This window comes from Methylobacterium sp. WL8 (assembly GCF_008040045.1).
Lineage (GTDB): Bacteria > Pseudomonadota > Alphaproteobacteria > Rhizobiales > Beijerinckiaceae > Methylobacterium > Methylobacterium cerastii.
The window spans coordinates 43,221-63,510 of the sequence record NZ_VRVF01000008.1; the positions used below are offsets into that span (position 1 = coordinate 43,221).

The 20,290-nt window shown below is 69.5% G+C and carries 21 protein-coding genes; 9 read left to right on the forward strand and 12 right to left on the reverse strand.

Features of this window, described 5'->3' with window-relative positions:
- The first annotated feature begins 37 nt into the window (after positions 1-37).
- Both clpB and FV234_RS04980 read left to right on the forward strand, forming a co-directional pair.
- Positions 38-2,668 (forward strand): ATP-dependent chaperone ClpB, encoded by a 2,631-nt coding sequence (clpB, locus tag FV234_RS04975; RefSeq protein WP_147763203.1) that lies wholly within the window; start codon positions 38-40, stop codon positions 2,666-2,668.
- 85 nt (positions 2,669-2,753) lie between these two features.
- Positions 2,754-3,422 (forward strand): metallophosphoesterase family protein, encoded by a 669-nt coding sequence (locus FV234_RS04980; RefSeq protein WP_147828255.1) that lies wholly within the window; start codon positions 2,754-2,756, stop codon positions 3,420-3,422.
- A gap of 4 nt (positions 3,423-3,426) precedes the next feature.
- On the opposite strand, the gene FV234_RS04985 is transcribed toward FV234_RS04980, so the two are convergent.
- From FV234_RS04985 to FV234_RS05020, 8 genes are all read right to left on the reverse strand, one after another.
- The gene (locus FV234_RS04985) at positions 3,427-3,984 is read right to left on the reverse strand and encodes a sugar O-acetyltransferase (protein WP_147828256.1); all 558 of its coding nucleotides are present in this window, start codon (positions 3,982-3,984) and stop codon (positions 3,427-3,429) included.
- A gap of 66 nt (positions 3,985-4,050) precedes the next feature.
- Complete coding sequence (locus tag FV234_RS04990) at positions 4,051-4,416, reverse strand: DUF423 domain-containing protein (RefSeq protein WP_246686117.1); 366 nt, start codon at positions 4,414-4,416, stop codon at positions 4,051-4,053.
- 11 nt (positions 4,417-4,427) lie between these two features.
- Positions 4,428-5,081 (reverse strand): ribosome biogenesis GTP-binding protein YihA/YsxC, encoded by a 654-nt coding sequence (gene yihA, locus FV234_RS04995; protein ID WP_147750177.1) that lies wholly within the window; start codon positions 5,079-5,081, stop codon positions 4,428-4,430.
- A 1-nt stretch (position 5,082) separates the two neighbouring features.
- Positions 5,083-6,927: a membrane protein insertase YidC gene (yidC, locus tag FV234_RS05000; protein WP_147828258.1), complete on the reverse strand. Its 1,845-nt coding sequence runs from the start codon at positions 6,925-6,927 to the stop codon at positions 5,083-5,085.
- On the reverse strand, positions 6,917-7,486 hold the full coding sequence (rnpA, locus tag FV234_RS05005) for a ribonuclease P protein component (RefSeq protein WP_147828259.1): 570 nt from the start codon (positions 7,484-7,486) through the stop codon (positions 6,917-6,919). Before rnpA ends, yidC begins: the two co-directional genes overlap by 11 nt.
- 67 nt (positions 7,487-7,553) lie before the next feature.
- Positions 7,554-7,688, reverse strand: coding sequence for a 50S ribosomal protein L34 (rpmH, locus tag FV234_RS05010; protein WP_082643292.1), 135 nt, complete (start codon positions 7,686-7,688; stop codon positions 7,554-7,556).
- A gap of 194 nt (positions 7,689-7,882) precedes the next feature.
- On the reverse strand, positions 7,883-8,425 hold the full coding sequence (locus FV234_RS05015; RefSeq protein ID WP_147750174.1) for an adenine phosphoribosyltransferase: 543 nt from the start codon (positions 8,423-8,425) through the stop codon (positions 7,883-7,885).
- Between the two features lie 70 nt (positions 8,426-8,495).
- Positions 8,496-9,290 (reverse strand): inositol monophosphatase family protein, encoded by a 795-nt coding sequence (locus tag FV234_RS05020; protein WP_147763208.1) that lies wholly within the window; start codon positions 9,288-9,290, stop codon positions 8,496-8,498.
- Between the two features lie 337 nt (positions 9,291-9,627).
- On the opposite strand from FV234_RS05020, the gene FV234_RS05025 reads away from it, so the two are divergent.
- Positions 9,628-10,620, forward strand: coding sequence for a cytochrome c peroxidase (locus tag FV234_RS05025; protein ID WP_238272491.1), 993 nt, complete (start codon positions 9,628-9,630; stop codon positions 10,618-10,620).
- A 21-nt stretch (positions 10,621-10,641) separates the two neighbouring features.
- Complete coding sequence (locus FV234_RS05030) at positions 10,642-12,303, forward strand: HAMP domain-containing methyl-accepting chemotaxis protein (protein ID WP_147828261.1); 1,662 nt, start codon at positions 10,642-10,644, stop codon at positions 12,301-12,303.
- A gap of 125 nt (positions 12,304-12,428) precedes the next feature.
- Here FV234_RS05030 and FV234_RS05035 read toward each other — a convergent pair whose 3' ends face one another.
- Positions 12,429-13,643: an NADP-dependent isocitrate dehydrogenase gene (locus FV234_RS05035; RefSeq protein WP_147814903.1), complete on the reverse strand. Its 1,215-nt coding sequence runs from the start codon at positions 13,641-13,643 to the stop codon at positions 12,429-12,431.
- Positions 13,644-13,855: 212 nt separating this feature from the next.
- Between FV234_RS05035 and FV234_RS05040 the strand changes: the two genes are divergently transcribed.
- The 3 genes from FV234_RS05040 to FV234_RS05050 all read left to right on the forward strand — a co-directional run bounded on the left by FV234_RS05040 (position 13,856) and on the right by FV234_RS05050 (position 15,736).
- Positions 13,856-14,404 carry a formaldehyde-activating enzyme gene (locus FV234_RS05040; RefSeq protein ID WP_147750169.1) on the forward strand — a complete coding sequence of 183 codons (549 nt, stop codon included), beginning with the start codon at positions 13,856-13,858 and terminating at the stop codon, positions 14,402-14,404.
- A gap of 73 nt (positions 14,405-14,477) precedes the next feature.
- Positions 14,478-15,221 (forward strand): RNA methyltransferase, encoded by a 744-nt coding sequence (locus FV234_RS05045; protein ID WP_147828262.1) that lies wholly within the window; start codon positions 14,478-14,480, stop codon positions 15,219-15,221.
- 116 nt (positions 15,222-15,337) lie between these two features.
- A complete protein-coding gene (locus FV234_RS05050; protein ID WP_147814897.1) occupies positions 15,338-15,736 on the forward strand; it encodes a hypothetical protein in 399 nt (132 codons plus the stop codon).
- Positions 15,737-15,942: 206 nt separating this feature from the next.
- Here the strand turns inward: FV234_RS05050 and FV234_RS05055 are convergent, their stop codons facing one another.
- Positions 15,943-16,734 (reverse strand): tetratricopeptide repeat protein, encoded by a 792-nt coding sequence (locus tag FV234_RS05055; RefSeq protein WP_147828263.1) that lies wholly within the window; start codon positions 16,732-16,734, stop codon positions 15,943-15,945.
- Between the two features lie 104 nt (positions 16,735-16,838).
- Between FV234_RS05055 and FV234_RS05060 the strand changes: the two genes are divergently transcribed.
- Together FV234_RS05060 and FV234_RS05065 are read left to right on the forward strand one after the other, a co-directional pair.
- Positions 16,839-18,239 (forward strand): leucyl aminopeptidase family protein, encoded by a 1,401-nt coding sequence (locus tag FV234_RS05060; protein ID WP_147828264.1) that lies wholly within the window; start codon positions 16,839-16,841, stop codon positions 18,237-18,239.
- Positions 18,240-18,359: 120 nt separating this feature from the next.
- Positions 18,360-18,572, forward strand: coding sequence for a DUF4287 domain-containing protein (locus tag FV234_RS05065; protein ID WP_147828265.1), 213 nt, complete (start codon positions 18,360-18,362; stop codon positions 18,570-18,572).
- Positions 18,573-18,578: 6 nt separating this feature from the next.
- On the opposite strand, the gene FV234_RS05070 is transcribed toward FV234_RS05065, so the two are convergent.
- Entirely contained in the window at positions 18,579-19,754 is a 1,176-nt protein-coding gene (locus tag FV234_RS05070) for a M20 aminoacylase family protein (RefSeq protein ID WP_187273588.1), read from the reverse strand.
- 190 nt (positions 19,755-19,944) lie between these two features.
- The gene (locus FV234_RS05075; RefSeq protein WP_147750165.1) at positions 19,945-20,229 is read right to left on the reverse strand and encodes a hypothetical protein; all 285 of its coding nucleotides are present in this window, start codon (positions 20,227-20,229) and stop codon (positions 19,945-19,947) included.
- Positions 20,230-20,290: the final 61 nt, after the last annotated feature.

Consider the following 20,290-nt stretch of genomic DNA (forward strand, 5'->3'; position numbering starts at 1 on the left):
GGGCGGCGGAGGCCGAAGCGGTAGGATGAAGACACGCATGAATTTTGAAAAATACACCGAGCGCGCCCGCGGCTTCGTCCAGGCGGCGCAGAACCTCTCGATGCGCGAGGGCCATCCCCAATTGCAGCCGGGCCACCTGCTGAAGGTGCTGCTCGACGACCCCGAGGGCCTGTGCGCGGGCCTGATCGACCGCGCCGGCGGCCAGTCGCGCGTCGCGCTGGCGCAGGTCGAGGCGTGGCTCGCCAAGCAGCCGAAGGTGTCCGGCAACGCCAGCCAGCCGCAGGCGACCCGCGACCTCGTGCGCCTGTTCGACACCGCCGAGAAGGCCGCCGAGAAGGCGGGCGATTCCTACGTCACCGTCGAGCGGCTTCTGCTCGCGATCGCCGTCGAGAAGGACACCGAGGCCGGCAAGGCGCTCGTTTCTGCCGGCGTGACGCCGGCCTCGCTCAACGGCGCGATCAACGCCCTGCGCAAGGGCCGCACCGCGGACAACGCCTCGGCCGAGAACGCCTACGACGCCCTGAAGAAGTACGCCCGCGACCTCACGGAGGCGGCGCGCGAGGGCAAGCTCGACCCGGTGATCGGCCGCGACGAGGAGATCCGCCGTACGATCCAGGTGCTGTCCCGCCGGACCAAGAACAACCCGGTGCTGATCGGCGAGCCCGGCGTCGGCAAGACGGCGATCGTCGAGGGGTTGGCGTTGCGCATCGTCGACGGCGACGTGCCCGAGAGCCTGAAGGACAAGAGCCTGCTCGCCCTCGACCTCGGCGCACTGATCGCGGGCGCGAAATTCCGCGGTGAGTTCGAGGAGCGGTTGAAGGCGGTGCTGTCCGAGGTGACGGCGGCGGCCGGCGGCATCATCCTGTTCATCGACGAGATGCACACTCTCGTCGGCGCCGGAAAGGCCGACGGCGCCATGGACGCCTCGAACCTGCTCAAGCCCGCGCTCGCCCGCGGCGAGCTGCACTGCGTCGGCGCGACCACACTCGACGAGTACCGCAAGCACGTCGAGAAGGACGCGGCGCTGGCCCGCCGCTTCCAGCCGGTCTTCGTCTCGGAGCCCACCGTCGAGGACACGGTGTCGATCCTGCGCGGGATCAAGGAGAAGTACGAGCAGCACCACGGCGTCCGCATCCAGGATTCGGCCCTGGTCGCCGCCGCCACGCTGTCGAACCGCTACATCACCGATCGCTTCCTGCCCGACAAGGCGATCGACCTGATGGACGAGGCCGGCTCGCGCCTGCGCATGCAGGTCGACTCGAAGCCCGAGGAGCTGGACAACCTCGACCGCGAGATCGTGCGCCTGAAGATCGAGGGCGAGGCCCTGAAGAAGGAGACCGATTCGGCTTCGCGCGACCGGCTCGCCCGGCTCGAGCGGGAGTTGGCCGACCTTGAGGAGCAGTCGGCCACCATTACCTCGCGGTGGAAGGCGGAGAAGGACAAGCTCGGCGCCGCCGCCGAACTGAAGAAGAAGCTCGACGAGGCGCGCAACGACCTGGCCTCCGCCCAGCGGCAGGGCCAGTATCAGCGCGCGGGCGAGCTCGCCTACGGCGTGATCCCCGGGCTGGAGAAGCGGCTCGCCGAGATCGAGGCGGCGGCCGAAGGCGCGGTCGCGCGCGACGGCATGGTCGAGGAGGCGGTGACGCCGGCTCACATCGCGGGCGTCGTCTCCCGCTGGACCGGCGTGCCGGTGGACAAGATGCTGGAGGGCGAGCGCGACAAGCTGCTCGCGATGGAGGACGCAATCGGCAAGCGGGTCGTCGGGCAGCGCGAGGCGGTGGAGGCGGTCTCGACCGCAGTCCGCCGCGCGCGCGCCGGCCTGCAGGACCCGAACCGGCCGATCGGCTCTTTCATGTTCCTCGGGCCGACCGGCGTCGGTAAGACCGAGTTGACAAAAGCGCTCGCCAACTTCCTGTTCGACGACGACACCGCGTTGGTGCGCATCGACATGTCAGAGTACATGGAGAAGCATTCCGTGGCCCGGCTGATCGGCGCGCCCCCCGGCTATGTCGGCTACGAGGAGGGCGGCGCGCTCACCGAGGCGGTGCGGCGCCGTCCGTATCAGGTCGTCCTGTTCGACGAGATCGAGAAGGCGCATCCGGACGTTTTTAACGTCCTGCTGCAGGTGCTCGACGACGGGCGCCTGACGGACGGACAGGGTCGCACGGTCGACTTCCGCAACACGCTTTTGATCATGACCTCGAACCTCGGGGCCGAGTACCTGGTGGCGCAGCGGGACGGCGAGGACACCGACGCGGTTCGGGACGACGTGATGGGCGTGGTGCGCAACCACTTCCGGCCGGAATTCCTGAACCGGATCGACGAGATCATCCTGTTCCACCGCCTCAAGCGGGCGGAAATGGGGGCGATCGTCGACATCCAGCTCGTCCGGCTGCAGAAGTTGCTCGACGAGCGCAAGATCGCCCTCGACGTGGACGCCGAGGCGCGCGCCTGGCTCGCCGACCGCGGCTACGACCCGGCCTACGGGGCGCGACCGCTGAAGCGCGTGATCCAGAAGACGGTGCAGGATCCGCTGGCGGAGCTGTTGCTGTCGGGCAAGATCCACGACGGCGAAAGCGTGCCGGTCGGGGTCGGCCCGTCCGGGCTCGTCATCGCCGGCACCTCCCCCGAGCCGCGCCGGCGGCCCGAGAACGTGACCCTGAACTGAGGTTTGGATCGCACCCCGCCCCGGCCGCTCGGATCGAGCGGCCGGGGCTTTTCTTTGCGCCGCCGCGCGGCGACACTAGGCCGACATGAGCGACTTGACCTACGCCATCGGCGACATCCACGGCTGCGCCGACCTGCTCGACGCGCTCCTCGCCCGCATCGAGACCCATGCGGCGGGACGCCCGCATCGCCTCGTCTTCCTCGGCGACTACATCGACCGCGGGCCGGACAGCGCCGGTGTTTTGCGGACGATCAGCCGCCTGCATTGGAGCGATCCCGAGCGGGTCGCCTGCCTGATGGGCAACCACGAGGCGATGCTGCTCTCGGCCCTGACGACGCCCGGCGCCGACGACCTCTGGCTCCGAAACGGCGGCGCCGAGACCCTGGCCTCGTTCGGCGTCGACGAGGCGGCGGCGATCCCCGGCGACGTGCTCGATTGGATCGAGGCGCTGCCGACGATGCATGCGGACGCCGAACGCTGGTACGTCCACGCCGGCTTCCGGCCCGGGACCGACCCGGAGATCTCGGACGCGCAAGACCGCCTCTGGATCCGAGAGCCCTTCCTCTCCGAAGATTGCGATTTCGGCCGGCATGTCGTCCACGGCCACACGCCGCAACACTCCGGCACGCCCGATCGCCGCCGCTTCCGCACCAATCTCGACACCGCCGCCGTCTACGGCGCCGCGCTGACGGCGGGCGTCTTTTCGGACGTACAGGGGCCGGCCGTGGAGTTCCTGCAGGTGCGGGCGGGCTAAAAGTCTACCGCGTCGCCACGACCCGCGCCGGATTGCCGACCACCGTCGCGCCGGCAGGCACGTCCCGCGTCACCACCGCGCCGGCGCCGATGACCGCGTCGTCGCCGACGGTGACGCCGGGCAGGATCAGGGCGGCGCCGCCGATCCAGACGTTGGCGCCGATCGCGATCGGGCGCCCGAATTCGAGGCCCGATCGGCGAGTCTCGGCATCGCGCGGGTGGTCGGCAGTCAGGATCTGAACGCCGGGACCGGCCTGTGTGCCGTCCCCGATCGTCACCGCGACCACGTCGAGGACGATGCAGCCGAAATTCAGGAACACGTCGGCGCCGAGCGTGATGTTGTAGCCGTAGTCGCAATGGAACGGCGGCCGGACGACGACCCCTGCCCCGACGCCGCCGAAATGCTCCATCAGCAGTACGCGCCGCTCCGCAGGCGATGCGGCCAGCGCTGCGTTGTAGCGCACGAGCCATGCCTTGTTGGCCGCCGCATCTGCCTGAAGCTCGAGATCGCCCGCGCGGTACAACTCGCCCGCGATCATCTTCTGCTTCTCGGATTTCGGCATCGTGCCTCGCAGTCCGAATGGGTGTTTCGATCGACCCGGCACGGGTCCGCCGGCCACGCGACCGTTTTAACGCCTGACGGGCAGGAACGCCGCGACGGCCGCCGACGCCCAGCCCAGCATCAGCAGGATGCCGCCCGACGGCGCGGCCATCGGAAACAGCGGCCGCTGCGCCAGCGCGCGAATCGCCAGGTCGCCGGAGAACAGCGCGAGGCCGAGCACGAGCGCGAAGGCGGCGATCCGCGTGGCCACGGCATGGGTCGCGCCGACGGCGGCGAGGCCGGCAAGGGCCAGGATGGCGGGGGCGTGGAACAACAGGAAGTGCGCTGCGGTCTTCAGGCTGTCGGCGCCGGGGATGTGGGCGGCGGCGGCGCTGGCCGCGACGCCGAGGCCGCCGGCGAGGCAGGCCAGGGCGACGAGGGTGCGGTCAGCCATCGTCGTCGGCATTACGCTCCGCGCTCGGCCATCAGCCGGGCGACGGCGGCCCGAAGCTCGGGCACGCCGCGGTCGTCGCGGCTCGAGGTCAGCAGGATCTGCGGGTAGGCCGCCGGGCGCCGGGCGAGCGCAGCCTGGATGCCGGCGATCCGCGCGTCGATTTCGGACTTCTTCAGGGCGTCGCCTTTCGTCAGCACGATCTGGTAGCTCACTGCAGCCTTGTCGAGCCCGTCGAGCACGTCGGTGTCGATGCCCTTCAGCCCGTGGCGGGAATCGATCAGCATGAAGACCCGCGCAAGGTTGGCGCGGCCCTTAAGGTAGGCGTGGATCAGGTCGGTCCAAGCTTCGACCTTCTCCTTGCCGACCGCGGCGTAGCCATAGCCCGGCATATCGACCAGCGTCAGCCGTTCGCCGATCCGGAAGAAGTTGAGCTGCTGGGTCCGCCCCGGCGTGTGCGAGGTGCGCGCGAGCGTGTTGCGCCCAGTGAGCGCGTTGACGAGGCTCGACTTGCCGACGTTCGAACGGCCGGCGAAGGCAATCTCGACGCCGTCCATAGCCGGCAACGTGCCGAGTGAGGGCGCCGCGGCGACGAAGTCGGCGGCGCCTGCGAACAGCAGGCGCCCGCTCTCGGCGAGCGCCGCGTCCTCTTGCTCCTGCTGTGTCACGTCAGCTCTTCGCAGGCGCGGTCTTGCTGCCGCGCTTGAACGTGTTCCGCAGGTTGTCCCACAGCTCCACCTTCACACCGTTGCGGCGCATGATGACGTATTGCTGCGTCACCGAGAGTGTGTTGTTCCAAGCCCAGTAGATCACAAGTCCGGCCGGGAAAGAGCCGAGCATGAACGTGAAGACGATCGGCATGAATGTAAAGATCTGCGCCTGCACTGGATCCGGCGGGGCGGGGTTCATCTTCATCTGCACGAACATCGTCACACCCATGATGATCGGCCAGATGCCGAGGTGGACGAAGTCGGGCGCCGCGAACGGCAGCAGGCCGAACAGGTTGACGATGCTGGTCGGATCGGGCGCGGCCAGGTCTTGGATCCAGCCGAAGAACGGCGCGTGGCGCATCTCGATGGTGATGAACAGCACCTTGTACAGCGCGAAGAAAACCGGGATCTGCACCAGCACCGGCCAGCAGCCGGCGACGGGATTGATCTTCTCTTTCTTATACAACTCCATCATCGCTTGTTGCTGCTTCATCTTATCGTCTTTGTACCGCTCCCGGATGGAGGTCATCTCGGGCTGCACGGCCTTCATCTTGGCCATGGAGACGTAGGAGCGGTTGGCGATCGGCAGGAACAAGAGCTTGAGGCAGAAGGTCACGATCAGGATCGCGACGCCGAAGTTGCCGAGGAGGTGGAAGAAGAAGTCCAGCGCCCGGAACATCGGCTTGGTGATGAAGTGGAACCAGCCCCAGTCGATCATCAGGTCGAACTGCTTGATGCCGAGGTTCTTCTCGTAGCCGTTGATCGTGTTGACCTCCTTGGCGCCGGCGAACAGGCGCTGGGTGGTCGAGGCGGTGGCGCCGGGTTCGACGCTGCGGCCGTCGCCGCGCACGCTGGCCTGGTAGATCTTGGTCGCGCCGTCGGTGCGCTCGGTGAACGCGCCGGTGTAGGCCGCGCCCTGGTCGGGGATCGCGGCGGCGGCCCAGTACTTGTCGGTGATGCCGACGAAGCCGCCGGTGACGTTCGCCCACGCCTTGCCCTTGGTGTTGGCACCGCCGTAGGCGGGCTCCTTGGCGAGGTGGTCGTAGGTGTATTCCTGCAGGCCGTCGCCGCCGAGCACGCCGATCATGCCCTCATGGAGCACGTAGTAGCCCTGGGTGTGCGGCTTACCCCAGCGCGAGACCAGGCTGTAGGGAAAGAGCGTGACCGCGTTCGCACCCTTGTTCTCGACCTCGTCGCGGACCGTGAACATGTACTTGTCGTCGACGGCGAGGATGCGCTTGAACACGAGGCCGGCGCCGTTGTCCCACGACAGCGTCACCGGCATGTTCACACCCAGCGTCTGCCCGTCGGCGGTCCACACCGTGTCGTTGGTCGGCAGCGGGCCCGCGTTGGCGCCGACCCAGCCGAACTCGGCGTAGTACGGCGCCTCGGTGCCTGCCGGCGACAGCAGGACGATCTCGGGGCTCTTGTCGTCGACGGTCTCGTGGTAGTTCTTCAGCGAGATGTCGTCGATGCGGCCGCCCTTGAGGGCGACCGAGCCGGCGAGCGCCGGGGTCTCGATCTTGATGCGCGGCGAGCGGGCGAGCGCCTCGGTGCGGCCGATCGGGCCGGTGGCCGCGTTGGGCAGGGTGCCGGCCACCGGGGCGGCCGGGCCGCCCTCCTTCGGGCTGGGCGACGGCACGCCGTCAGGCGTCACGCCCGGGCTCTGCTGGGCGGCCTGGTTCTGCAGGTTGGCCTGGCGCTGCTGCTCGACGCGCGGCGCGGCGACGAAGTAGTTCCACCCGAGCAGCACCACCAGCGACAGGGCGATGGCCACGAACATGTTCGTCTTGTCATTGCCCATCGGGGCCACCGTCGCACGCGTTCGAGGTTGCTGAGGGCGCACGGGCTGGTGCCGCAGCGCGATCGGAAGGTCGGGACGTCGAAGGACCCTTGCCGCGGCCCTTCGCGGCGCCGGGCTTGGGCGGGCGCGGCGGACGGGGATGCGCGTTCGGCCCGCGGGGCTTGGCCACCGCGGGGATCGCCCGGCGCAGGTCGTCCTTGAGGGTGTCGAACGCGGCGTCGATCGCCGGACGGCGGGCGATCAGCACGACGTCGGCCGGGACCGCACCGAGCTCGGGGCCGAGTTCGGCGACCGCGGCGCGGAGGCGCCGGCGGATGCGGTTGCGCTCGGTGGCATGGCCGACCCGCTTGGTGATCGTGAAGCCGAGATGGAGGCCGGCGATCGATTCGCCGTCCCGGACCTCGCCCGCGTCGCGCACGCGACCCTGCGCCGTCAGGCGCTCGGTGTGGAAGCGGCGCCCGTCGGCCGCCGCCAGGAAGTCGGGCCGCCGCCTCAGACGTGTCACCGTCGGCGGGTTCGCCTCGGGCGCGAGGGTGGCAGGCGAGTCCGTTACGGGCATGGGAAGCTCGGCCTCGCTCACGCCTCGGGCACCATCCGCGCCGCGAAGGGCGGCGCGACGGTCACGCTCAGGCCGAGAGCTTCTTGCGGCCGTGCGCGCGACGGCGGGCGATGACCTTGCGGCCGCCGGCGGTGGCCATGCGGGCGCGGAAGCCGTGACGGCGCTTACGGACGAGACGGCTCGGCTGGTAGGTTCTTTTCATGGCTCTGCAAGCCTCCAAAGGTCGAGGCGCGTTCGCGGGCGGCTATCGCCGCACCCGACCTTCACGCGTCTTTAAAGTGTGAATGCACATGCGGACGGCGCCCGAACGGAGCGCCATCGCGACTGCGCGGCTTATGGCGGATGGGATTTACCGAGTCAACGTTTCGGCGGGCTTCCCAATGCCCGACGCGCGCCTCAGTGCCCCTCGAACTCCATCAGGGTCCGTACGGGCACGTCGAGGTCGCGCAGCTTCTGCGCGCCGCCGATCTCGGGCAGGTCGATCACGAAGCAGGCCGCGACCACCTCGGCGCCGATCTGGCGCAGCAGGTTGACCGCGGCGGTGGCGGTGCCGCCGGTGGCGATCAGGTCGTCCACGAGGAGCACCCGGTCGCCGGGCTTGATCGCGTCGACGTGGATCTCGAGCTCGTCGGTGCCGTATTCGAGGGTGTAGGCGATCGAGACGGTCTTGTGGGGCAGCTTGCCCTTCTTGCGTACCGGCACGAAGCCCGCCGAGAGCTGGTGCGCGACCGCGCCGCCGAGGATGAAGCCGCGGGCCTCGATGCCCGCGACCTGATCGATCCGTCCGCCCGCGTAGGGGTGCACCAGGGCGTCCACCGCCCGGCGGAAGGCGCGCGGGTCGCTGAGCAGCGTGGTGATGTCCCGGAACACGATGCCGGGCTTCGGATAGTCGGGAATCGAGCGGATCGAATCCTTCAGGGCGATGTGGCGGCGTTCCATGCCGGGCGGGCCTTCCTCGTGATGATCGGCGGCTTAGAGCAGATGGCGCGGAATCTGGCCAGTTCGCGGCTCAGCCGTTGACCTTGCGCAGGATGGCGACGAGCTCGCGGTGCAGGCCCTCGTTGCCGCAGGCCACCGATTTCGCGGCGAGCGGCTCCGAGGCGCCGTCGGCGGAGGTGACGAAACCGCCGGCCTCGCGCACCAGGATGATGCCGGCGGCGATGTCCCAGGTCTGCAGGTCGCGCTCCCAGTACAGGTCGAGCCGGCCGCAGGCGACGTAGGCGAGGTCGAGGGCCGCCGACCCCATCCGCCGCGTGCCGCCGGAGACCGCCATCACCGCGGCGACCTCGCGCAGCAGGCGGGGATGGTTGCCGCGCCCGAGATAGGGCGTGCCGTAGGCGGTGAGCGCGTCGGCCATGTCGACCCGGCCCGAGACGCGCAGGCGCCGGTTGTTGAGGTAGGCGCCCTTGCCGCGCTCGGCGACGAACAGCTCGTCCTTGACGGGATCGTAGATCACGCCCGCGACCACCTGGCCCTCGCGCTCGAGCCCGACCGAGATCGCGAAGTGCGGGATGCCGTGCAGGAAGTTCGAGGTGCCGTCGAGGGGGTCGACGTGCCAGACGTGGCTCCTGTCGGTGCCCTCGACGACGCCGGACTCCTCCAGCACCATGCCGTAGCCCGGCCGCGCCTTGGTCAGGGCGTCGCGCAGGGTCTCCTCGGCCTTGCGGTCGGCCGCCGAGACGAAATCGCCGGGGCCCTTTCGCGAGACCTGCAGGTTCTCGATCTCGCCGTAGTCGCGCCGCAGCCCCTTCGAGGCCTTGCGCACGGCGTCGACCATCACGGTCATCAAGGGTGAGGAGATCATGTCGAGGGCCTTGAGCGTTCGCGCGTCGTTGGACGCCGCGTTAAACGCTCTGGGGCGTGGAATCGACCCCCGGAACCGGGATGGCAGGCATCCCCGCCGGTCGCGGAGCCGATCACGCCGAACGCCGGCTGCGGTTCTGCCGCGATGTGGTCGGACGGCGCAGGTAGTAAAACTCCAAGTAGAAATTCTATCGAGCGTTGCAGTCATATCATCATTGCGAAAAACAATTGATCATCGCAATTTTTATAAAGTCGGTTGTTAACTTTGGTCGATCACAACGCTTGGGAGATACCAGGGGGTCGGCCGGATCATGAGAAATACAGCGCTTTCACGCTGCCTGAGCGTTCTCGCTTCGGCGGCGTTGATCGCCTGCGCCACGGTCGCGCAGGGCCAGAGTCTGGAGTCCGCCAAGGCCGCCTACAAGCGGCCGGATCTGATCCCGTTTCCGGAAGAAGCGCGGTATTCGCCGCAGACGGCGACCCTCGGCAAGATGCTGTTCTTCGATCCGCGCCTGAGCGGCAAGCAGAACCTCTCCTGCGCCAGCTGCCACAATCCGTCGTTCGGGTTCGAGGTCCCGGTCGCCGGTGCGATCGGTGCGACCAACAAGCCCCTCGGGCGCAAGGCGCCCACCGTCCTGAACGCCGCCTGGATTCCGACCCTGTTCTGGGACGGCCGCGCCCCGAACCTGGAAACCCAGGCGATGGGTCCGATCACCGCCGAAGGCGAGATGGACGGGAAGTTCGCGGAGATCATCGGCCGCCTGAACAAGATTCCCGAATACAGCGCCTGGTTCGGCAAGCTGTTTCCCAAGGACGGCGTCACCCAGGACAACATCCTGACCGCGATCGCGACCTACGAGCGGACGGTCGTGGCCGGCACGGCGCCGTTCGATCGCTGGGTCGAGGGCGAAGAGAGCGCGATCTCGCCGGCCGCGCAACGCGGATTCGACCTGTTCACGGGCAAGGCCGCGTGCGCCGGTTGCCACACGGGCTGGAACTTCACCGACAACAAGTTCCACGACATCGGCATCCCGACCAAGGATGTCGGCCGTGCCGCCTTCGAGCCCGACGACCCGCAGGCGATGCACGCGTTCAAGACGCCGGGCCTGCGCAACCTGACCTACCGCGCCCCCTTCGGCCACGCCGGACAATTCGCCGACCTCGAAGCCGTCCTCGCCTTCTACGAGACGGGCGGCGTCTCACGCCCTTCGAAGTCGCCGCTGATGCGGCCGTTGCGGCTGGAAGCGCAGGAGCGGGCGGACCTTCTCGCGTTCCTGCGCACGCTGACGGCGGAGCAGACCCGGACCGCCCTGCCGAACCTCCCGAACTGACGCGACGACGGAACGCCCACCATGTCGATCCGCTACAAGATCCTTCTTCCGCTCCTCGGCTTCAAGATGCTGGCGGGCCTCCTGTCCGGTGTCACCGGGCTGGTCGGACTGGATGCCGTGGGCGACCTTTCGCGGGTCGCCGAGCGCACGAACGAAGCGAACGCGGCGAGCCGCGCGGCGCGCGACCGCTTCCACGGTGCCGACGAGCTGGTCGCGCGGGTGACCGCGATGACCGACCTGATCGACATGACGGTGGTCGCCGCCGACTTCACGGCCAAGGGCGACCAGCTCTCGGCCTTGCTCGGGCGGCTCGAAGCGGCCGCGTCGTCGGACCGGATGCGAGCCGTCTCCCACGCGGCCGGGACCGCGGCGACCGCCTGGCGCAGCGATGCGGAGATCCTGCTCGGCCTCCGCCCAGCGCAGGGCGTTCCCACCACGGAACGGATGACGCGCCATCGCCGGCGTTTGACGGAGGCCTTCGACGCCGCCGTGGCCCTGGCCGCCGAGGATGCGCAGGCCGGGATCGCGGCGACCCATCGCGCCACGGTATGGACGATCTGGGCGATGCTCGGGCTCGTCGGCGCCCTCACCCTGGTCGGGGTGACGACGGCCTGGTGGCTCGCCCGGAGCCTGTCGCAGCCCCTGATCCGGCTGACGGCCGACACGGACCGCCTCGCGCGGGGCGACACGAACGTGAAGCTGCTGGCGGCCGCCCGCCGGGACGAGATCGGCGACATCGCCCGGGCGGTGGTGAAGATCCGCGACATGTCGCTGGAGGACGCGGCCCGGCAGCTCGAGACCACCGCGGCGGAACGCCTGCGCGAAGAGGCTGCGCGGCGCGCCATGCTCCACGAACTCGCCGACGGGTTCGAGCGGACCGTCGGGAACATCGTCGCCCGCGTCTCCGATACCGTGGACGGGCTGCAGGCCTCCTCCGATACGATGCGCACCGAAGTGGAGGGAACCGCCCTGTGCTCGACCCGCGCTGCGGGCGCGGCCCGCGACACCGGCGGCAACGTCGACGCCGCGGTGAACGCGGCCGGCACGATCGGCGCGACGATGGGCGAGATCGGCCGGCAGGTCGATCAGGCGACGGCGATGTCGGCCACCGCCGTGCAGGCCGCATCCCGCACCGAATCCACCATGGCGGCGCTCGACCGCGCGGCGAACCGGATCGGCGACGTGATCGGCCTCGTCTCGACCATCGCGCGGCAGACGAACCTGCTGGCGCTCAACGCCACCATCGAGGCCGCCCGCGCAGGCGAGGCCGGCCGCGGCTTCGCCGTCGTGGCCGCAGAGGTCAAGGAACTCGCATCCCAGACCTCCAACGCCACGGCCGAGATCGACCGGCAGGTCGCCGCGATCCAGGCGGCGACCGGAGACGCCGCCGGGGCGATCCAGGACATCGCCGCCCAGATCCAGGCCATGAACGGCGTGGCGACGAGCATCGCCCACGCCGTGCAGGAGCAGAGTGCCGCCACGCAGGCGATCGTGCGCAGCATGGCCGAAGCCTCGGCCGGCACCGACCAGGTGACGAACGACATCGCCGAGGTCGTCCACTCGGCGGACGGCGCGGGACAGGCGGCGCAATCGGTCGCGGCCGCGGCCGACGCGCTCGCCGGCCAATCCGGCATGCTGCGCGCGGAAGTCCGCCAGTTTCTCGCCGACGTGCGCGCCGCCTGAATCGAGAACGGCGATGTGCTTGCGCGCATCGCCGTCCTCGACCGGTCGCATGCCGGGCATCGAAATGATGCGGCACCGGGCCACCCCGCCGTCGTCGCGGGGCTCCCGATGTGCCTGGAGACGCCTCAGCCGGCCATCGCCGCCTTGAGGTTCTCGTCGACCTTGTCGAGGAAGCCGGTGGTGGAGAGCCACTTCTGCTCCGGCCCGACCAGGAGGGCGAGGTCCTTGGTCATGAAGCCGGCCTCGACGGTGTCGACGCAGACGGTCTCGATCGTGGTCGCGAACTTCGCCAGCTCCGCGTTGCCGTCGAGCTTGGCCCGGTGGGCGAGGCCGCGGGTCCAGGCGAAGATCGAGGCGATCGAGTTGGTCGAGGTCTCCTTGCCCTTCTGGTGCTCGCGGTAGTGGCGCGTCACCGTGCCGTGGGCGGCCTCGGCCTCGACGGTCTGGCCGTCCGGGGTCATCAGCACCGAGGTCATCAGGCCGAGCGAGCCGAAGCCCTGCGCCGCCGTGTCCGACTGAACGTCGCCGTCGTAGTTCTTGCAGGCCCAGACGTAGCCGCCCGACCACTTGAGGCACGAGGCGACCATGTCGTCGATCAGGCGGTGCTCGTAGGTGATGCCGAGCGCCTGGAACTTGCCCTTGAACTCGGCGTCGAACACCTCCTGGAACAGATCCTTGAAGCGCCCGTCATAGGCCTTGAGGATGGTGTTCTTGGTGGACAGGTAGACCGGGTACTTGCGCGCCAGCCCGTAGTTCAGCGAGGCGCGGGCGAAGTCGCGGATCGACTCGTCGAGGTTGTACATCGACATCGCGACGCCGGCCGCGGGGAACTTGAACACTTCCTTCTCGATGACGGTGCCGTCGTCGCCCTCGAACTTGATGGTCAGGCGGCCCTTGCCCGGCACCTTGAAGTCGGTGGCGCGGTACTGGTCGCCGTAGGCGTGGCGGCCGATGACGAAGGGCTGCGTCCAGCCCGGCACGAGGCGGGGCACGTTCTTGCAGATGATCGGCTCGCGGAAGATCACGCCGCCGAGGATGTTGCGGATCGTGCCGTTGGGCGAGCGCCACATCTCCTTGAGCTTGAACTCCTCGACGCGTTGCTCGTCGGGGGTGATCGTGGCGCACTTCACGCCGACGCCGTGGCGCTTGATCGCCTCGGCCGCGTCGACCGTGACCTTGTCGTTCGTGGCGTCGCGATGCTCGACGCCGAGGTCGTAATAGTCGAGGTCCAGGTCGAGATAGGGGTGGATCAGCTTGTTCTTGATCTCGGACCAGATGATTCGCGTCATCTCGTCGCCGTCGAGCTCGACGACGGGCTTCGCCACCTTGATCTTGTCCATGAGCCACTGCCTTCCGTAGAAATCCGGGCGGACCCCATGCAAATGCCGTGCGGCCGCGGGGCGGGTCATAGCGCGGGCCTTTCCCGGACGAAAGCCGGGGGCGCGGACAGGCCGCCGGGGCTGTCATGCGCGCCGGGCCGTGCGGCGCGAGGGGTGGACATCCGGCGCTCCGGCTGAAATCAGCGCGCATCCATCGAGCGTCAGGAGCAACCATGAGCGAGCGCATCATCCTGCGGGCCGGCGAGGCGCTGGTCGCCGGCGGGCCCCCGAACACGGCTGCCGAGCCCGAGGTGATCATCGGCGAGCTCGACGGGCCGGTGGGCACCGCTCTCGCCACGCTGACCGGCGACCAGGTCGTCGGCCATTCCCGCGTCTTCGCCCTGCTGAACACCGACATCATGGTGCGCCCGGTGACGCTGTGCGTCTCCAAGGTCAGCGTCACGGAATCGAAGTACACCTCGATCCTGATGGGCACGGTGCAGTTCGCCATCGCCAACGGCGTGCTCGACGCGGTCCGCGCCGGCTACATCCCCAAGGACAAGGCCAACGACCTCGGCATCATCTGCTCGGTCTGGCTCAGCCCGGGCGTGATCGAGGCCGAGACCGTGGATCACAAGGCGCTGTTCGACATCCAGCGTCGCGGGATGACGGAAGCGATCCGCAAGGCGATGACCAACGAGCCCTCGATCGACTGGCTCCTCGAGAACCAGGACAAGATCGTGCACAAGTATTATCAGATGGGTCTCGACGGGAAGATCTGAGCGCCGCAAACGATGGCCTCCGTCCGCTCGGAGGCCCTTCCGCACGGCGGACGTCCGTGCGAGAGGCCCGCGCATGAGCGTCCCCGTCGTCATCCTCGTCGAACCGCAGTTGGCCGAGAACATCGGCATGACCGCCCGCGCGATGGCGAATTTCGGGCTGTCGGAGCTGCGGCTCGTCGCGCCGCGGAACGGCTGGCCGAAGAAGGGCATGCGCGAGGCCGCCTCCGGCGCGACGCACGTGCTCGACGCGGCAAAGGTCTACGCGACGCTCCCCGAGGCCGTCGCCGACCTGAACGTCCTGTTCGCGACGACCGCGCGGGAGCGCGGGCAGATGAAGCGCGTCCTGCTGCCCGACGTCGCCATGGCGGAGGCGAACGTGCGGATCGCGAATTCCGAAAAGGTGGGCGTGATGTTCGGGCGCGAGCGCATCGGGCTCTTGAACGACGAGGTCTCGCTGGCCGACGCCATCGTCACCTTCCCCGTGAGCGAGGAATTTCCCTCGCTCAACCTCGCGCAGGCGGTTCTGCTGGTGGGATACGAGTGGCGCCGCGCGGCGGGGCTGGCCCAGGCCCCCTTCACCGGCGAGATTCGCGCGCAGCAGGCGACCCGCGAGGCGCTGCTCTCGCTGTTCGAGACCCTGGAGGCGACGCTCGCCCGCGCCGGCTTCTATCCGCCGGAAAAGCGCGAGAGCATCGCCCGCAACATGCGCGACCGGCTCCACCGCATGAGCCTGACCGAGCAGGACGTGCGCACCTTTCGCGGTGCGCTGAAGGCGCTGGAACGCGGTGCCCGGCGCCGGCCGGACGGGGCTGCCTAGTGGTGAAAACCTGACGGATGGAACCCACCCCGAACGTCTGCGATGGGTGGGTTTCTGCCCGTCCGCTTTGCGCCAAAGTTCGAGGTAAGCTGCCGAGCGAACCGTTCGGAGGGATCATGAAAACCGACTGGAGTTTGATCCGTGAAATGATGAGCGCAGCCATCGATACATGCGAACGGATCGAGGCTTGCGGCTACTCCGAAAATGATCGAGACGCGAGCGCTGTCCTGGCCGGGCAAGATGTGAGCGTCTATGAAATGCTCGTCAGCGCGTGGACTTATCCCGAAAACATTCGGTATAAAATCATCCGCTCACGCCATGACAATCAGAACGATCTTCCGTACGTCCCAGAGGCGGCACGTATCTTGATCGCGATGGCGCAAGCCAGCGCTGAACTCATCGATGCTAATGTTTCTGCCACAACAGAAGCGGATGTTCGCAGGATGATTGATTGGTTTCAAAACAAAGCTGCGCTAAAAGTTGAAGAAGCGATTTTCAACAAGCGAGTGATTTGACGTTTCGATGTACGCTTCTGGATAGTTTCTGAGCGGTGAAATTTGGCTGCCATGGGTCGGGAGCGGACCCAAAGCATGGGTTCCATCCGTCAGACTTCGACCACTAGAGCCTTTTCCAGCACGGTCGATCCCGGCTCGCGTCGAGACGATGCGACCCCACGACGAGATGGAGCGTTTTCCGTGATCCGCAGATCAGGGATGACGCCCTAGCCGCGATCGGCGGGCTTGCGCGCCGTCACGGCGCGGGTCGATTGCGCGGCGAGGCTGCGCAACGAGGCGAGGTTGGCGGCGACCTCCGCCGGCGGCAGGTCGCGCCGCAGGATCGCCTCGGCCTCGTCGAAGCGGCCCTTCAGGCCGAGCACCAGCGCGAGGTTGCCGCGCACCCGTGCATCCGCGCCAGGCCGCGAGACCGCGACGCGCATCGTCTCCTCCGCCCGGTCGAGCTGGCGCGCCAGGGCGTAGGACAGGCCGAGATTGGACAGCACCGAGGGCTCGTCCGGCCGGATCTTCAGGGCGGCGTCGTAGAAACCCTGCGCGCGGGCGTGGTCGCCGAGCTGGTCGGCGACGGAGCCCTGCGCCGACAGGATGCGCCAATCCGGCTGGGCCGGGGAATGGGCGTTCTGCAGCACCTCCTGCGCCTCCTGCAGCCGCCCGACCTCCACCAGGGACTTGCCGTAGGCGCCGAGCACCGCCGTGTTGCGCGGGTTGCGAAGCGCCGCCTGCTGCAGCACCGCGCTCGCCTGGGCGCGCTGGTCGCTGGCCCGTAGCGCCTGCGCGTAGCGCATCGCGGTGCCGAGGTCGTTGGGGTTGGCCGCATAGGATTCCGCGAGCGCCTCGGTCTGCCCGGCCGAGGGGCGCGCGCCGTTGATCGAGCCGGTGGTCTCCGGCGAGCGCGACTGGCAGCCCGCGGCCACGAGGGTGACTAGGCAGGCGGCGATCAGCCGGGGTGCCGAGTTCCGTGCGAACGTGGCCGCAACCGGCCGGGAGGCCGCGATCATGGAATGCTCCGTCGAGGTCGGGCGGGTTCTTCCCGCACCCGACGGGACGGTGATAGAGCGTTAACCCTAACCCAGGGTTAAACGCCCCGGCCGGCTGGGACCGCATGACCGACACCGCACCGTCCATCCCTCCGTTGTTGCCGGCCGGTACTCCCGGCATCCCGGTCACGCTCGTCGCCAAGGCCGGCTGGCCGGCGACCGAGGCGGGGCTGGAGGCGTCGCAGAGGACCTATGCGGCGGCGACCGGCTTCACCGCGAAAGCCGGCCAGCTCGCGCTTCTGCCGGCCGCCGACGGCAGCCTCGCCCGCGTCCTGTTCGGCCTCGGCGCGACGGACGAGGCCGGCCACGACCGGCTGTCGGCCGGCAAGCTCCCCGGCCTGCTCCCGCCCGGCGCCTACGCGCTGGCGCAGGTCTCGGGCGATGCCGCCGCCAAGGCCGCGCTCGCCTGGCTGCTCGGCGCCTACCGCTTCTCGCGTTATCGCTCCGCCGGGCCGGAGCAACCGCGCCTCGTCGCGCCCGACGGCGTCGACGCCGGCGAGGTCGGTCGCATCGCCGCCGCGGTCGCCCTCGGGCGCGACCTCGTCAACACGCCCGCCAACGACCTCGGCCCGGCCGAGATCGAGGCGGCGGCGCGGGCGTTGGCCGGGCGCCATGGCGCTACGGTGTCCGTGATCGCCGGCGCCGAGCTCGAACGCGACTTCCCGCTGGTCCACGCGGTCGGCGCCGCCTCGACCCGCCAGCCCCGTCTCATCGACCTGAACTGGGGGCCGGAAGACGCACCGCGCGTGACCCTCGTCGGCAAGGGCGTCGCCTTCGACACCGGCGGCCTCGACATCAAGCCGTCGGCCGGCATGCTGCTGATGAAGAAGGACATGGGCGGCGCGGCCGCGGCGCTGGCCGCCGCCGACATGGCGATGGGCGCCGGCTTGCGCCTGCGGCTGCGCCTGCTCATCCCGGCGGTGGAGAACGCGATCTCCGGCGAGGCTTTCCGCCCCGGCGACGTGATCCGCAGCCGCGCCGGGCTCACCGTCGAGATCGGCAACACCGACGCGGAGGGCCGCCTGATCCTCGCCGACGCGCTGGCGCTGGCCGACGCCGAGGCGCCCGACCTGTTGATCGACTTCGCGACGCTCACCGGCGCCGCCCGCACGGCGCTCGGTCCCGACCTGCCGGCCTACTTCACCGAGGACGACGCGCTCGCCGCCGCGTTCGAGGCGGCGGGCTGGGCCGCGATCGACCCGGTCTGGCGCCTGCCGCTGCACGCGCCCTATGCGAGCCTCCTCGCCTCGAAGGTCGCCGACCTTAACAACGTCTCGGGCGGCCCCTTCGCCGGGGCGATCACCGCCGCCCTGTTCTTGCGCCGCTTCGCCCCGAACACGAAGCGCCACGTGCACGTCGACCTCTACGGCTGGAACCCCTCGACCAAGCCCGGTCGCCCGGAAGGCGGTGAGGTGCAGTCCGCGCGGCTGGTCTACGCGCTGCTGAAGGAGCGCTACCCGGCGTGACGGCGGGCTTGGGCCGAACCCAGGCGACGCGCGGCCGGCATCGTCCCGTCGGACACCCGGCACCGATGACGATCACAGATCCTGCGCCGCCGGGCGGCGGGACCCGGAGGAGGCCCCGCCATGCCCACTGAACCGATCAAGGGACCGGCCTCGTACTTCCCGTCCATCGAGAAAAAATACGGGCGCCCGGTGAGCGCGTGGCAGCAGATCGTGCGGGACAAGCTTCCGGCCAAGCACATGGATCTGGTCGCGATGCTGAAGAGCGATCACGGCTTCGGTCACGGGCACGCCAACGCGATCGTGGCGTCCGTCCTGGCGGCGGAGAAGACCTGAACGCCCTCACCCCGCCAGCGGCAACCCTGTCTCGATCAGCCGCGCCCAGAGCGAGGCCCCGAGCGGGGCGGCTGCGTCGCAGAAGTCGTAACGCGGGTGGTGCAGCGCGGCGCTGTCGCCGTTGCCGAGGAACAGGTAGGCGCCGGGGCGGCGGCCGAGCATGTAGGAGAAGTCTTCCGCCGCCATCATCGGCGCCACGGCGCGGTCGACCCCGCCCTCCCCGACGAGGCCCGCGGCGACGTCGGCCATGAAGGCGGCCTCCGCGGGGTGGTTCTCCGTCACCGGATAGCTCGATCCGAAGTCGACGCCGCCGACGGCGCCGAAGCCGGCCGAGACCTGCTCGACGATGGCCACGATCCGCGCCTTCGTCGCCGCGCGCACCTCGGTGGAGAGCGCGCGCATGGTGCCGCGCATCGTGACCGTCTGCGGCAGGACGTTGAAGGCCTCGCCCGCCTCGAGGGCGCAGACCGAGACCACCGCCGATTGCAGCGGGTCGATGTTGCGCGAGACGATCGATTGCAGCGCGATCACCACGTGGCTCGCCACCAGCACGCTGTCGATCGCGTTCTGCGGGAGGGCGGCGTGGCCGCCGCGCCCTTCGATCGTCAGGGTGAAGCGGTCGGTCGAGGCCATGATCGGGCCGGGACGGATGGCGAACCGCCCGAGCGCGAGACCGGGGATGTTGTGCATGCCGTAGACCGCATCGATGCCGAAGCGCTCCATCAGGCCGTCCTCGACCATCGCCTCGCCGCCGCCGCCGCCCTCCTCCGCCGGCTGGAAGATCAGCACCGCCGTGCCGTCGAAGGCGCGGGTGGCGGCGAGGTACTTGGCGGCGCCGAGCAGCATCGCGGTGTGCCCGTCATGGCCGCAGGCGTGCATCTTGCCCGGCACGGTCGAGCGGTAGGGAAGGTCGCGCACCTCCTGGATCGGCAGGGCGTCCATGTCGGCCCGCAGGCCCAGGGTGCGGATGCGGTTCGCGCCGTTTCCCGTTCCCCGCCCGCGGACGACCCCGACCACGCCGGTCCGGCCGATGCCGGTGACGACCTCGTCGCAGCCGAAGGCTTCGAGCTTGCCCGCCACGAAGGCGGCGGTGCGCGTCACGTCGTAGAGCAGCTCGGGATGGGCGTGCAGGTCGTGCCGCCACGCCGCCATCTCGTCGGCGAAGGCGTCGATCTCCGGCAGGCTGCCGGTGGATCGATGCGCGGCATCCGCCTCCTGGCCGGAGGTGTCGCCGGCAGACGGAGCGTCGGTGGAGAAGTGGTGCAGCGCCATGGATCGGGAGGCCTTCGGCTCCGGTCGTCGCGGCCGGCTCGTCTCCCCAGCAAACAGGGGGCCAAGGTCCCGGTCAACGCGCGATCCGGGCCGCGCCGCCTCAGCGGCGGCCGGAACCGCCGTCGTTGTGCGCACGCGTCTGCGCCGCGAGCGCCGCGTCGAGCTTCCGCATCGCCTCGAAGCGCGCGATGTCGGCCTCGACGTCGCGGATCGTCTCCTCGATGAGGTGCTGCTGGATCGCGAGCCGCGGATCGTCCGGGCTCATGTCCTCGCGCTGCCGCAGCCGCAGCACCGCCTGCCGCACCACGCCGTAGACCGCCTCGCGCTCGGCCCGGTTCATGGAGGGCTTGATCGCCTGGGCGACGAGATCGGAGAAGTCCGCCATGCGCGTGAGATCGGGTCCGTTGAAGGCGAGGTCGGGTGAGTCGGTCGAGCGGGGCGCCCGG

What these genes read in the sequence shown, in the direction of transcription:
- clpB (WP_147763203.1), top strand. Translation starts at nt 38, where the DNA reads ATGAATTTTGAAAAATACACCGAGCGCGCCCGCGGCTTCGTCCAGGCG.
- FV234_RS04980 (WP_147828255.1), top strand. Translation starts at nt 2,754, where the DNA reads ATGAGCGACTTGACCTACGCCATCGGCGACATCCACGGCTGCGCCGAC.
- FV234_RS04985 (WP_147828256.1), bottom strand. Translation starts at nt 3,984, where the DNA reads ATGCCGAAATCCGAGAAGCAGAAGATGATCGCGGGCGAGTTGTACCGC.
- FV234_RS04990 (WP_246686117.1), bottom strand. Translation starts at nt 4,416, where the DNA reads ATGGCTGACCGCACCCTCGTCGCCCTGGCCTGCCTCGCCGGCGGCCTC.
- yidC (WP_147828258.1), bottom strand. Translation starts at nt 6,927, where the DNA reads ATGGGCAATGACAAGACGAACATGTTCGTGGCCATCGCCCTGTCGCTG.
- rnpA (WP_147828259.1), bottom strand. Translation starts at nt 7,486, where the DNA reads ATGCCCGTAACGGACTCGCCTGCCACCCTCGCGCCCGAGGCGAACCCG.
- rpmH (WP_082643292.1), bottom strand. Translation starts at nt 7,688, where the DNA reads ATGAAAAGAACCTACCAGCCGAGCCGTCTCGTCCGTAAGCGCCGTCAC.
- FV234_RS05015 (WP_147750174.1), bottom strand. Translation starts at nt 8,425, where the DNA reads ATGGAACGCCGCCACATCGCCCTGAAGGATTCGATCCGCTCGATTCCC.
- FV234_RS05020 (WP_147763208.1), bottom strand. Translation starts at nt 9,290, where the DNA reads ATGATCTCCTCACCCTTGATGACCGTGATGGTCGACGCCGTGCGCAAG.
- FV234_RS05030 (WP_147828261.1), top strand. Translation starts at nt 10,642, where the DNA reads ATGTCGATCCGCTACAAGATCCTTCTTCCGCTCCTCGGCTTCAAGATG.
- FV234_RS05035 (WP_147814903.1), bottom strand. Translation starts at nt 13,643, where the DNA reads ATGGACAAGATCAAGGTGGCGAAGCCCGTCGTCGAGCTCGACGGCGAC.
- FV234_RS05040 (WP_147750169.1), top strand. Translation starts at nt 13,856, where the DNA reads ATGAGCGAGCGCATCATCCTGCGGGCCGGCGAGGCGCTGGTCGCCGGC.
- FV234_RS05045 (WP_147828262.1), top strand. Translation starts at nt 14,478, where the DNA reads ATGAGCGTCCCCGTCGTCATCCTCGTCGAACCGCAGTTGGCCGAGAAC.
- FV234_RS05050 (WP_147814897.1), top strand. Translation starts at nt 15,338, where the DNA reads ATGAAAACCGACTGGAGTTTGATCCGTGAAATGATGAGCGCAGCCATC.
- FV234_RS05055 (WP_147828263.1), bottom strand. Translation starts at nt 16,734, where the DNA reads ATGATCGCGGCCTCCCGGCCGGTTGCGGCCACGTTCGCACGGAACTCG.
- FV234_RS05060 (WP_147828264.1), top strand. Translation starts at nt 16,839, where the DNA reads ATGACCGACACCGCACCGTCCATCCCTCCGTTGTTGCCGGCCGGTACT.
- FV234_RS05065 (WP_147828265.1), top strand. Translation starts at nt 18,360, where the DNA reads ATGCCCACTGAACCGATCAAGGGACCGGCCTCGTACTTCCCGTCCATC.
- FV234_RS05075 (WP_147750165.1), bottom strand. Translation starts at nt 20,229, where the DNA reads ATGGCGGACTTCTCCGATCTCGTCGCCCAGGCGATCAAGCCCTCCATG.